The sequence below is a fragment of the Streptomyces sp. NPDC007872 genome, assembly GCF_042868165.1.
Lineage (GTDB): Bacteria > Actinomycetota > Actinomycetes > Streptomycetales > Streptomycetaceae > Streptomyces.
Genome location: NZ_JBIAEA010000007.1, coordinates 88,574 through 100,954, shown reverse-complemented (window position 1 = coordinate 100,954; position 12,381 = coordinate 88,574). Strand labels below are relative to the sequence as shown.

The 12,381-nt window shown below is 72.7% G+C and carries 10 protein-coding genes; 7 read left to right on the top strand and 3 right to left on the bottom strand.

Annotated elements, in window-relative coordinates; translation table 11 throughout:
• Nucleotide 1 precedes the first annotated feature (1 nt).
• Nucleotides 2-1,642 (bottom strand): carbamoyltransferase, encoded by a 1,641-nt coding sequence (locus ACFYNX_RS24350; RefSeq protein ID WP_388664088.1) that lies wholly within the window; start codon nt 1,640-1,642, stop codon nt 2-4.
• A gap of 141 nt (nt 1,643-1,783) precedes the next feature.
• On the opposite strand from ACFYNX_RS24350, the gene ACFYNX_RS24345 reads away from it, so the two are divergent.
• From ACFYNX_RS24345 to ACFYNX_RS24315, 7 genes are all read left to right on the top strand, one after another.
• On the top strand, nt 1,784-2,878 hold the full coding sequence (locus tag ACFYNX_RS24345) for a mandelate racemase/muconate lactonizing enzyme family protein (protein ID WP_388664086.1): 1,095 nt from the start codon (nt 1,784-1,786) through the stop codon (nt 2,876-2,878).
• 100 nt (nt 2,879-2,978) lie between these two features.
• Complete coding sequence (locus ACFYNX_RS24340; RefSeq protein ID WP_388664085.1) at nt 2,979-4,568, top strand: DUF6917 domain-containing protein; 1,590 nt, start codon at nt 2,979-2,981, stop codon at nt 4,566-4,568.
• On the top strand, nt 4,565-5,716 hold the full coding sequence (locus ACFYNX_RS24335; RefSeq protein ID WP_388664083.1) for a pyridoxal-phosphate dependent enzyme: 1,152 nt from the start codon (nt 4,565-4,567) through the stop codon (nt 5,714-5,716). The genes ACFYNX_RS24340 and ACFYNX_RS24335 overlap by 4 nt, the downstream gene beginning before the upstream one ends.
• A complete protein-coding gene (locus tag ACFYNX_RS24330) occupies nt 5,709-6,611 on the top strand; it encodes a hypothetical protein (RefSeq protein ID WP_388664081.1) in 903 nt (300 codons plus the stop codon). Before ACFYNX_RS24335 ends, ACFYNX_RS24330 begins: the two co-directional genes overlap by 8 nt.
• Complete coding sequence (locus ACFYNX_RS24325) at nt 6,608-8,266, top strand: thiamine pyrophosphate-binding protein (RefSeq protein ID WP_388664079.1); 1,659 nt, start codon at nt 6,608-6,610, stop codon at nt 8,264-8,266. Before ACFYNX_RS24330 ends, ACFYNX_RS24325 begins: the two co-directional genes overlap by 4 nt.
• Nucleotides 8,263-9,291 (top strand): transketolase C-terminal domain-containing protein, encoded by a 1,029-nt coding sequence (locus ACFYNX_RS24320; protein WP_388664077.1) that lies wholly within the window; start codon nt 8,263-8,265, stop codon nt 9,289-9,291. Before ACFYNX_RS24325 ends, ACFYNX_RS24320 begins: the two co-directional genes overlap by 4 nt.
• Nucleotides 9,288-10,304 carry a Gfo/Idh/MocA family protein gene (locus ACFYNX_RS24315; protein WP_388664075.1) on the top strand — a complete coding sequence of 339 codons (1,017 nt, stop codon included), beginning with the start codon at nt 9,288-9,290 and terminating at the stop codon, nt 10,302-10,304. Before ACFYNX_RS24320 ends, ACFYNX_RS24315 begins: the two co-directional genes overlap by 4 nt.
• Here the strand turns inward: ACFYNX_RS24315 and ACFYNX_RS24310 are convergent.
• Together ACFYNX_RS24310 and ACFYNX_RS24305 are read right to left on the bottom strand one after the other, a co-directional pair.
• Nucleotides 10,276-10,686, bottom strand: a complete 411-nt coding sequence (locus ACFYNX_RS24310; protein ID WP_388664073.1) for a PPOX class F420-dependent oxidoreductase — start codon at nt 10,684-10,686, stop codon at nt 10,276-10,278. The two genes, ACFYNX_RS24315 and ACFYNX_RS24310, sit on opposite strands and share 29 nt — an antisense overlap.
• Nucleotides 10,686-12,089, bottom strand: a complete 1,404-nt coding sequence (locus ACFYNX_RS24305) for an MFS transporter (protein WP_388664071.1) — start codon at nt 12,087-12,089, stop codon at nt 10,686-10,688. The genes ACFYNX_RS24310 and ACFYNX_RS24305 overlap by 1 nt, the downstream gene beginning before the upstream one ends.
• Nucleotides 12,090-12,381: the final 292 nt, after the last annotated feature.

Genomic DNA, 12,381 nt, shown 5'->3' with positions numbered 1-12,381 from the left:
GTCAGTCCGCCGACAGGTCGCGGCGCCGGAGGACGAACGGGCCGAGGGCCAGCAGGTCCATGGGGGTGGTTGCGAAGCAGGCGACGGCGTCGCGGGGGTGATCGGCGATGGGCATCTCGGCCACGTTGAAGCTGGTGTTGATCACGACGGGGACGCCCGTCTCCCGTTCGAACTCCTTGAGCATACGAGCCACCAGGGGCTCGTCGTCCTCCGCGATGGTCTGGATGCGGGCGCTTCCGTCGACGTGCAGGGCCGCGGGGACGCGCTCGGCCCACCCCGGCTTGATCTGGTGGGTGAAGAGCATGTACGGGCTCGGGAGCGGTCCGTCGAAGATCTCCGCGGCGCGGTCGAGTAGGACCATGGGCGCCACCGGGCGGAACTGCTCCCGGCCCTTGATGTCGTTGAGGCGTTCGAGGTTCCCGCGGTAGCTGGGGTTGGCCAGCAGGCTGCGGTGCCCCAGGGCGCGGGGGCCGAACTCGCTGCGGCCCTGGAACCAGCCGACGACCTTGTTGTCGGCGAGTGCACGGGCCACGACGGCGGCCACGTCCGGCGGACGGGAGTAGGGGATCCGGCTGGACTGGAGCCAGGCCTCCGTCTCGGCGTCGCTCCAGCCGCGCCCCAGGGCGGCGGTGGTCATGTGCTTGACGGGGTCGCCCGCCGCCTGTGCGGTGTAGAGCGCGCCGCCGAGCGCCGTACCGGCGTCGCCCGCCGCCGGCTGCACCCACACCCGCTCGAACGAGCCTTCCCTGGCGATGCGCGAGTTGGCCACACAGTTGAAGGCGACGCCGCCGGCCATGGCGAGATCCCGTTCTCCAGTCTCGCGCCGGAGCCAGCGGGCGAGGTCGACGAGGACCTCTTCGAGGCGGCGCTGGACGGTGGCGGCCAGGTCTGCGTGGTGGGATTCCATCTCCTCGCCGCGGAGCCGGCGCGGCATCAGCTCGTGCAGGTCGAGCGGTTCGACGACGAAGGTGCCGTCCGTGTTCGCCCGCACGCGTTCGCGGAAGCGTCGCAGATAGGCGGGCTGACCGTAGGCCGCGAGCGCCATGACCTTGTACTCGTCCGCGCAGCGGCGGAAGCCGAGGTGCTCGGTGACGTCCTCGTAGAGCAGTCCGAGCGAGTGAGGCAGGTGCTGGCTCGCCAGGACGGTGAGTTCGCCGTGCTCGGCGCGGCCGGCGAGGTGCGTGGCGACTTCGCCGCGCCCGTCGAGGACGAGGACGGCGCAGTTGTCGTAGGGCGCGGCCAGATAGGCGGAGGCGGCGTGCGCGAAGTGGTGCGGGACGAAGGTGACCTTGGCCGGATCGAGGTCCGGGAACATCCGGTGGAGGAACTGCGGGGCCGTCTGCGCGTACGTCTTGTGGACCTGTTCCCAGAAGCCGCGCGGCTCGTTCGTGTCCTGGTCGGGGACGAGGGACGGCTCGTAGGAGTAGACCACGGCGTCGAGATCGCTCATCGTCAGTCCGGATTCGGCCAGGCAGCTCGCGACGGCCAGTTCCGGAAGTTCCCACCGGTTGAACGGCACCGGTGTCTTTCGAGCCTTTTTCCGTGAAAGACGTTCTTCTTCCTGGGCGATGACGATCTCGCCGTCGACGACCAGTGCCGCAGCCGGATCGTGGAAGATGGCGTTGATCCCGAGAATTTTCACGTGCTCCCCTCCGTGCCTCCTGTGCGCCCCCGAAAAACGCCTTACGGGGGTCCGCTTGCCGCTCATACCGTAAATGATCGCCAGCGTGCGGCGTAAGGCCACGAACATGCATAAACAAGACATAACCTCAAGGGGTATTCCATGCGCATCAAGGACATCTCCACCGCCATACGCACGCTCCCCACCAGGGAGAAGCAGGAGATGGGTGCCGGATCCCTGATCGATTCCGTGACCAATGTGTTCGTGCGTGTCCGAAGTGACGAAGGGGTCACCGGATACGGCGAGGCGGCCACCTGGAACCTCTTCTCATCGGAAACTCCGGAGGGGATATGCCACGTGGCCGAGAAACTCTTACAACCTGCGATAGAGGGCCGCGACGTCCTGGATCTCCAAGGCTGCCGCGCTGCCATTGATGCCGCCATCGTCGGAAATCCGGCCGCGAAAAGTGCCGTCGAGACGGCACTTCACGATCTCGCCGCCCGCACCCTGGGAATTCCCGTCTACACCCTGCTCGGCGGACTTCGGCGCCCGGACCTCGGACTGTCGTACTCCGTGTCGGCCCAGGACCTCGCCCAGGAGGCCGAGCTCGTCCGGGCCAGGTACGAGGAGGGGTACCGCATCTTCAAGATGAAGACGGGGGTGCGGGACTGGCGCACCGACGCCGCCAGGATCGAGGCCCTCGCCGGCCGGTACGACGACATCGTGATCCGGCTGGACTTCAACTGCACCGGCGACCCCCTGGACGTACCCCGGCTGATGAGGGCCGTCGCCGACGTGCCGATCGACTTCGTGGAACAGCCCTTCGCCCCCGAGCACCACCAGCCGCTCAGTCGACTGCGCCGGTCCTTCGCCGTACCCCTCTGCGCCGACGAGGGCTGCCGCACTCCTGCCGACGCGCGTCGTCTGCTGGCGGACGGCTCCTACGACCTGATCAGCCTCAAGCTCGGCAAACTCGGGGGCTACGGCACGGTCGGGCGGATCTCCGCCGCCGCGGCACTGCACGGCGTCTACGGGTACGCGGGGGCGTTCGAGGAGTCCCGGCTGGGGACGACCGCCGCACTGCACCAGATGCTCACGCTTCCCTCCCTGGTCGACGGCTGCGACTACTACTTCTCCCTCGTCGTCCTCGATCCCGAGTACGGCCCGCAGGGTGGCTTCACCGTGCGGGACGGGCGACTGGGCCTGCCCGAGGAGCCGGGTCTCGGCGTGACCGTCCCGGACCACTGGTTCGCCTGATTCCCACACCCCGGCCCGCACGTCGTTCCGTGCCCTCGGCCGGGCCCGTACGCGTCTTCACCACTTCGGCAACGCCATTCAGCGAGAAGAGGGGAATCCCGTGATCGCTGCCGAGAACCATGCCCTTCCACTCACCGGTCTCGCCGCCGACCTGGGTGCCGAACCCGGTCACGTCGCCGACTTCGCCGTCGGCCCCCGCCGGGTCCGGTTGCTGAGCAGCGACCCGGCCGTCATCGGCTACGCCACCGCGGCCCTGCGCCCGGCGCACGTGCCGTCGGGCTCCGACACCGGCGGCCGACCGCCGGACGCGGTGTGCCTGGCCGTACCGCTCCCCCCGCGCCGGCTGGACCGGCTCACCGTCCCCGGCGGTGAACCCGCCGAGCACCTGCACCTGCACGGCGGGCGCAGAGGACTCGCCGCCCGGCTCGGCGCCGCCGACGGGTTCCGTCTGGTCCGGATGCCCGGCAGGGCGGACCGTTTCGTCACGGACACGGCGGCCCGGTCCGTCCTGTACGCGGGGCAGTGCGGCGACCCCCGCTCCCTGACCGAGCCGGCCGCCCTGACCGCCGCGCTGCTCACCGCGCTCGCCGCGCAGGACGGCCCGGTCCTCGCGGGCGCGGCCGTCGGCACGGCCTCCGGGGCGGCGCTCCTGCTCGACACCGCCGAGGGGACGGCCGCCGCGACGGTCCCGCTGCTCCACGGGCACGGACACGCCCTGCTGTCCTGGTCGTCCGTCCAGCTCACCCGCGATCCCGGCGCACCGGGTGGCCTGCGACTACGCGGTCTGCCCTCCCCGTGCGAACTCCCCGTGAACCTGCTGCGGCGGATCCGTTCCCTGGCCCGGCACGTGTGCCTGGCCGACCATCCGGAACTGGCCGCACCCCAGAGCGCATCCGGCGACCTGCGGGGCACGGTGGAGTTCACCCCGGACGAACTCGCCGAGGCCCTGGGCTGCCAGGTGCTCGAACAGGCCCCCCTCGCCCTCCTCGCAGGACCGCGCGGAGTAGGCCCGGAGACGGCACTGCGCAGGGCCGCCGGGGTGTCCGCCGCCCGCTTCCCCGCCTGGCACGGCATCGGCGCGACCCCGCAGGCCCCTGCTGGCACCGCCTTGGCGGAGGAGACCGGTGTTCACCCCTGGATCGCCGTGGACGGGTACGACGCCGACTCGGCCCGCACCATCGCCGGTGAGCTGGAGCGAAGGCATCTCGCCGACTCCGTCCCCGACCGGCCGGACGCCACGCGCTGGCCGCGCTCCGCCCTGACCGGCCGCTGGGTCGCGGTGATGGAGCACCGCCGACTCAGCCGCGGCATGAAGCTGGAGCGCTGGCGGACCCGCGCCGTCCCGGCCGGCACCGTCCACGAGCTCATGACCACCCCCGTGCCGCCCCCCGCAGGTGGCGACCGGGTCGACGAGGTGTCCTACCTGGGCTTCGCCGAGTTCACGGGCGGCCTGCTCGCAGTGGGCGACGCGGTCCACGAGGCGGACGGGAAGCTCCTCGGTCACGTCCTGGGCTTCGACGACACCCACCTGCCCAACCACATGAACGTGGTCCTGCTGTCCGAGGACCGCCGGACCGGACGACAGCGGGGGCTCGTTCCCGGTGGACGACTCCATGTGACCGCCCCGGCCGACGCCCGTTCCGCGACCGGGCCGGGCGCCCTCACCGTTCCCGCAGAGGAGCCCCGATGACCACCAAGGACTTCCGGGCGGCGTGCGTTGAATGCGGCGCCTCCCGCCCGTACGCGGCCGTCGATCCCCGCTGTTCCTGCGGCGGCCTCCTGGACCCCGTCTACGACCTGTCGACGGCCCGGGTGCGCGAGGACGAAGAAGTGCCGTCCGCACGGTACTTCGACCTCCTTCCGCTGCACCGCCGCGACTCCGTCCTCCACATCGGCGACGGCAACACCCCATGCGTGCGTGCCCGCGCCCTCGGGTCCCGGCTCGGGCTCGATCACCTCTACCTCAAGGACGAGACGCGCAACGCCACCCGCACCACCAAGGACCGGATGGCCTCGTGCGTCCTCGCCGTGCTCCAGGAGCAGGGCGTCAGCGAGTTCGTGGCCAGCTCCACCGGCAACAGCTCCACCTCCTTCGCCTGGGGGCTGCGCTTCACCGACGCCATGAAGGTCCACCTCTTCACCGGGCGCGACTTCGTCGACCGCCACCAGTACACCCACCACCCCGGAGTCGAACTGCACGTCGTCGACGACGACTTCGTGGGAGCCGCCGCCGCGGGCCGGGCCTTCGCGGCCGATCAGGGGCTTCTCTTCGAGGGCGGCTTCTTCAACTCCGGCCGACGGGAAGGGCTGAAGCTCGCCTACCTGGAGGCGTACGACCAGATGCCGCGCCCGCCCGCCGTGGTGTTCCAGGCGATCAGCAGTGGCATGGGCGTGTACGGAGCGCACAAGGGGGCGCAGGAGTACCTCGCCATGGGCCGGCTCCCGGCGCTGCCCCGTTTCGTCTGTGTCCAGCAGCTCAGCTGCGCGCCCATGTGGCGCGCCGACCGGGACGGCAGCGACCGCATCCGGCCGCAGCACGTCCTGCGCAGGCCGCAGGGGCTCGCCAAGGCCATCCTGCGCGGCGACCCCAGCAACACCTATCCCTTCATGCGCGCCATCACCACCGGAACGGGCGGAGGCTTCGCAGCGGTCTCCGACGACGAGATGGTCCGGGCACGCCGGTGGCTCGCCGAGGACGAGGGCATCCCCGTGTGCTTCGCGGCCGCTGCCGCCCTCGCCGGAGTCGCCCAGCTCGCCGCACGCGGAGAGATCGACCGCGACGAGCCCGTCCTGGTCAACCTGACCGGCGGGGAGCGGGACGGGCGCGCCGATGACTGACGCACGACACGCGCTCCCCGACACGGAGCGGACGGCTCGCATCCGGACCCGTTCCCTGCGGTTGCGGCTCGCCTCGGTGCGTGCGGTGAGAAGCACCCGCTGGGGGTTCCTGGGGTCCTGCCTGTCGGTCGCCGACCTCCTCGCGGCACTGGTCGAGCACCTGGACCTCGCCGACCCCGGCGGGCCGGAGACACCGGACCACGACCGTCTCGTCCTGTCCAAGGGGCACGCGGCCCCCGCTCTGTACGCGGCCGTGGCCGGCTGGGAGGGGGACGGGACGTACGCGGCCCTCGACAGCCCCTACCAGGGCCACCCCAACCTGAGGTTCCTGCCCGGTGCCGGAATGACCACCGGCTCCTTGGGTCTGGGCGTCCCGGCGGCGGCCGGCCTGGCCCACGGGTTGGCCCTGCGCGGCGGCAGCGGACGCGTCGCCGTCGTCGTAGGGGACGGCGAACTCCAGACCGGCATCGCCCTGGAGGGGTACCAGTGGGCTCTGCGTGCCGGACTGCGCAACCTCCTCCTCGTCGTGGACGCCAACGGCTACCAGTCGGGCGGCACGACCCGGGGAGGGGACGCCTCCCGGCGGATGCTGGCCTCCACGGCCCCCGCCTTCGCCGCGGTCGACGGCCACGACCTCACGGATCTGGACGCCGGGATCGAACGCCTCCTGAACGACTCCGCGGGTCCCGCCGTGCTGTGGGCCTCCACCGTCCGCGGCAGCGGAGTCCCCGTCATCGAACAGAAGCCCGTGCCCATGAGCTGGATCCCTGACGACGACACGCTCGCCAGGGCGGAACACGCGCTCGGCTCGGAGCTGCGGGCCGCCGAGAGCGACCTCGCCGCGTTCTCCGGCCGTCCGCGCGCAGACCGAACCGTCCCCAGGAGGACAACGTGACACGTACCGGAGCGGACAGCCTCGTCGAAGCCCTGCGGGACGCGGGAGTCGAGTCGTTCTTCGGCCTGCCCGGCGAGTCGACCCTGCCGCTGTACGCCGCCGTGCGCCGTGCGGGGGTGCGCCACGTGATGGCCCGCAGCGAGACCGCCGCCGGATACATGGCCGACGCCTCCGCACGGTTCACCGGGAAGGCAGCGGTCGTCGACGCCCCCGGCGGCATCGGCTCGCCGCTGCTGCTGCCCGCGCTGCACGAGGCGTACAACAGCTCGATACCGCTGGTCGCGCTGACCAGCGGCGTGCCCCTCGGCCAGGAGGACCAGTGGCCGACGGCGGCCTGCCGCCACCAGGAGATGTTCCGGCCGTGCGTCAAGGCCACCCTCGCGGTCCCGGACGCCGCCCGACTGCCCGCCCTGGCCGCCCGGGCGGTCCGGCTCGCGACGGCGGGGCGGCCCGGACCCGTCCACCTCGACGTCCCCTCCGACCTGCTGGCCGGCCCGGGCGCGCCCGGGCCCGCCGCCCCGTCGTCCGTCGCCCGGCCCGCTCCGTCCCGCCTCCGCCCCGACGCGTCGGCGGTGGCCGAGGTCGTCGGCCTGCTCGCCTCGGCGAGACGGCCCCTGCTGGTCGCCGGCGGCGGTGTCCACCTGTCCGGGGCGTACGACCGGCTGGCCGCCCTCACGGACGCCTTCCGCATCCCGGTGGCCACGACGTTCAACGGCAAGGGCGTCCTCGCGGAGACCCACCCCCACAGCCTCGGGGTCATCGGCGCCAAGGGCTCGACCGCCGCCAACGACCTCGCCTCCCGCGCCGACCTGGTGCTCTGGGTCGGCAGCAAGGCGGGGGACAAGTCCACCGGCTTCGGGCGCCTTCCCGCACCGGACGCCGTCTGCGTCCAGATCGACGTCGACGAGGAGGAACTCGGCCGCATCCTCTCCCCCCGGTGCGTGCTGCACGCCGACGCCGCGGCAGCCCTCGCCGACCTGGAGAGCGCCCTGCGCGCGGCCGACTGGCGCGGTGCCCCCGCCTGGACGGGTGCCGCGGGCGCCCTCCTCGACGAGCCGCACGACACCACGCCTCCCGCCCCCGGCGTCCTCGTCCAGGCCGTGGAGCGGGCCTGCCCGGACGACACCGCCCTGGTCGCCGACGCCTCCCGCGCCTGTAGCTGGGCCGGCGCCCACTTCCGCGCCCGGAGCACGGGCCGCTCGGTCATCGCCCCGCGCGGCAGCGGCAGCATCGGCTACGCCCTTCCGGCCGCCATCGGGGCAGCCGTCGCCCAGCCGGGACGCACCGTCGTCGGCATCGGCGGCGACGGCGGCTTCGCCCTCGCCTGCCAGGAGATGGAGACCGCGATCAGGATCGGAGCCCGCCTCGTCTTCGTCCTCCTCAACGACAACGCCTTCGGACTGCTCGACCGGGTCTCGGCGGTCGGCCTGGACCGGCCGGACCTGCTCGACCGGTTCGCCGCCACCGACTGGACCGGCGTGGCACGGAGCTTCGGCTGGCACGCGCACACCGTGCGGGACGACGCCTCCTTCGAGCAGGCCCTGAAGGCGGGTCTCGACGCCGAGCGACCGACCCTCGTCAACGTCCTGCTCGCCGCCGACACCGCGTCCCCGGACTTCCAGATGTACGCCGAGCGCCACGCGGGCCGGAGGTGAGCGCCCTGTCCACCCCCGAGTCCACCCCTGAGGAGACCCCCGAGGAGACCCAGATGGAGGCGTTCACCCACGCCCTGTGCGGCGAACTCCTGCGCGGGCCAGACCCGTTCGTGATCGTGACCTGTGACGCCACCCTGTCGTTCCGGCTCGGCGACTTCGCCCGCCGCCACCCGGACCGCGTCCTGGACGTCGGGGTGGCCGAGGCCACCGCCGTCGCCGCCGCGTTCGGCCTGTGGCGCGGCGGACTCAAGGTCGTCGTCGCCGGATTCGCCGCGTTCCTCTCCCTGCGGGCCCTGGAACCGATCCGCTCCCTGGTCGCCCTCCACGGCGCCGACGTCACCTTCCTGGCCGGCATGACCGGGCTCAGCGCGGGCCGGGACGGCGTCCAGCACCACGCCACCGAGGACGCCGCCCTGCTGCGGGCCGTACCCGGAATCGAGGTCGTGGCCCCCTCGGACGCGGCGGACGCACGGGCCCTGGCCGCCCACTGCGCCACCCGCCCCGGGCCCCGCTGGGTACGACTCGTCCGACGCCCCGTCCACCTGGACGGGCGACCCGCCACGGGTGCCCGTTCCTGGACGCCGACCCGCTGGCTGACGCCGCCGCCTCCGGGCGGCCACGTCCTGCTCTGCGCCCACGGCGCCCTGAGCGAGCAGGTCCAGCAGGCGGCCCGGCTGCTGACCCGGCACCACGGCATTCCGGCGGCGGCCCTGCACGTGGGCAGGCTGTCCCCCGTCCCGACCGAACTCACCGCCGTTCTGCGCGGTTTTCCCGTCGTGCTCGCGGTCGAGGACCAGTACCGCCCGGGCGGACTGGCGGCGGCCCTCGATGAAGCCCTCACCGCCGGCCCCGCGGACGGCACGCGCCCCCACCTCGTACGGTGCGATCTCGCCGCCCCGCCCGGTTCCGGTGACTACACCGATCTGCTGCGGGCGACGGGACTGACCGCCGAGCGGCTGGCCGGCCGTGCCGCCACGGCCGTCCGTGACACGAAGGACAACCCGAGCTCAGGAGGAAGCGCATGATCCGCTACGCGATCGTGGGAAGCGGCTGGTCGGCCGGACGACACGCCCGGGTGCTGCGACGGGTCGAACGGGCGGAGCTGGTCCGGGTCGTCGTGGAGCCCGGCACGCCCCTTCGGGTGTCCGCCGACTTCGGCACCGCGACCGTCACCGACCACCTCGACGACGTCCTCACCGACCCGGCGGTCGACGCCGTGGTGGTGTGCACCCCTCCCGACACCCATCTGGAGATCGCCGAAGCGGTCCTGCGCGCGGACAAGCACCTGGTGGTCGAGAAGCCGGTGGGCCTGCGCCCCGACGGCGTCCCGCGCCTCGCGGAACTGGCCGAGAGCCGGGGCCTGACGGTGATGGTGCCGTACCACTTCCGGTTCGTCCCGCCCCTCCAGCGGCTCCGCGACCGCATCGCGGCCGGAGAACTCGGCACCGTCGCCCACGCCTACCACCGCATGTACAGCCTGCGCGACCGGGAGGGCGACTGGCTGTGGCACGAGGGACGCAGCGGCGGCATCATCGTGGAATCCCTGGTCCACGGCATCGACCAGATCATCTGGATGGTGGGTGAGCCGCCCCGCTCCGTGGCGGCCATGACGCACACCGGCCGTGGCGGCGTCGCCGACGCCGCCACGGTGCTCCTCCGCTTCCCCGGCGGTGCCGTGGGAACCGTGGAGGGCTCCTGGATCAGCGACCCCCACGTCCCCTTCGGCAGCCTCGACGTCGTCGGCTCCGCCGGCTCCGCCGCCTTCGAACGGGGACGCTTCCACGCCCGCCACTTCCGCGTCGAGACGGCGCCGGCCGACGGCGCCAGCCCTTCGCACACCGACGTCCTCGAAGACGACGACGCCGGATTCGTCGCCCTGCACGAGCACTTCACCGAGTGCTGCGCCCACGGCAAGCCGCCGAGGGCGGCGACGCTCCAGGAAGCCCACACGGCCGTGTACGTGGCCACCGTGGCCGCCGAGGCCGCACGGACCGGACGGGAGCTGCCCCTCACCGACCTGCGGCGGGACGCTCCCTGACGAAGACCCGCTCGGGCTTCAGACGCACGGTCACACGCTCCGCGTCCGGCTCCTCCGGATAGGGGCGCCCCTTGTACCTCATGGCCAACGCCTGGATGAGGCCGGCGGCGCCCTCCTCCTGGAAGGCGACCGTGCCCTCCACGGAGACGTACGAGTTGGGGTTCTCGCGCGGGTACACCAGCAGCGTCGCGCGGGGATCCCGCTCCAGGAGGCGGTACTTGAGCCGCTCGCGCAGGGTGCTGACCAGCACCTCGTCCCCGTCCGTCATGCACCACACCACCGACAGGTGGGGGGAGCCGTCCGTCCTCGGGATGCCCAGGACCGCGAAGGCCCGGTCGTCGATCCACCCGCGCGCCACCCGCGGGATCACCTCGTCCGCCATCACCGCACCTCCTGTCCGCCGTCGCCGCCGTAGGGAACGCCGCTGTCAGCCTGCCCCTTCCGGAGCCCGGGCACCAGACCGCCTCCGTCGGCCACGAGCACGTCGGCGTCGATCCGGTCCACGACCACGAGGAGTGCGAGGGCGCCCAGGACCGCGACCAGAGCGGCGGACAGCAGCCCGGGGACGAACGACCCGGTGACGTCCCTCAGCACGCCGACGACGAGGGGCGAGGCGATGCCCGCCAGACCCGAGAACGTGTTCTGCAGACTCTGCAGGGTTCCCGCCAGTGGCGCGCCCGGGGGCGAGAGGTCCGCCGGGATGGTCAGCAGCACGGACGTCGCGAACGACACCCCCGCGAACGACAGCGAGAGCAGGGCGAGGGCCGCGCCCGCGCCGGGCACGACGGCCGCGGCTCCCACGGACGCGGACACGAGCAGTCCGCCCGCCCCACAGGACTTCCGCGCGAACGTGAGCGTCCTGCCCCGCTTGACGAGGGCGTCGGACGCCCACCCGCCGAGCCAGTTTCCCCCGATGGCCGCGAGTCCCGGGATCGTGCCGAAGAAGCCGAGTTCGAGCAGGGTGAACCCACGGGCGTCGACCAGATAGGAGGGGAACCAGGTGATGAAGAAGTAGATCACGTACGACTGGGCGACGACGGCGATGACCGTGCCCCACACCGCGCGGCTGCGCAAGACCACGCGCCAGCCGGGTCCGGTGGTCGCGGACGCGCCCGCGACGGGGGCCGGCTCGGTCCGCCGAATGTGGTGCAGCTCCGCCGCCGAGACCCCCGGGTGCTGGTCCGGCCGGTCGCGGAACATCCACCACCACACCAGCGCCCACACCAGGCCCACAACTCCCACCAGGGCGAAAGCCCCCCTCCACCCCGCCGCCACCATCAGCGCGGCGAACACCGGGAGGGCGACCAGGGTGCCGACACGAGCGCCGCTGTCGTACAGCCCGCTGGCCAGCGCCCGCTCGTCGCGTGGGAACCAGAGCGCCATGCAGCTTGTCCCGGCCGGGAACATCGCGGCCTGGGTGACGCCGAGCAGCAGACGAAAGCCCAGCAGCCAGACCCAGCCGGCCGAGAGCCCCGTCGCCATGGTGACCAGCGACCACGTCACCGCGGCGACGGCCAGTACTCGACGCGCCCCGAACCGGTCGACCAGCCGTCCGCAGGGGATCTGGAACGCCGCGTACGTCCAGAAGAAGGCACCGAGGACGAGCCCGGACACACCGGCGTCGAAGCCGAACTCCTCCGCCACGACCGGGAGCGCCACCGACAGGCTCGATCGGTCCACGTAGTTGATGACGACGGCCACGAACAGCAGGACGACCACCTGCCATCGCACCCGCGATCCGGTCGAGCCGACCTCGGTGCCTCGAATGCCGCCCGTCTCGCGCAAGGGGATTCCTTTCACGCAGACCGTGCCATGAAGGCTGTCACTGTTCGTGTCTGGACCTCTCCCGCAGTATGGAGGGCACGGCACCGGACGGCACCCGCGCGAAACGAGCCACCTGGCGAGGGGGACGGTCTCCGCGACGCGATCGGCGGGACGCCGACCGGCCGCCGGGCCGGGAACCGCGACGGCATTCGGCCCACCGCCCGTTCAGGTGACCGCCGCGCCGCCCGAACGCGGCACGGTTCCAGGCACCGTGACGCGCACCGGCGGAGAGGGTGACCGCAGTGGCGACTTC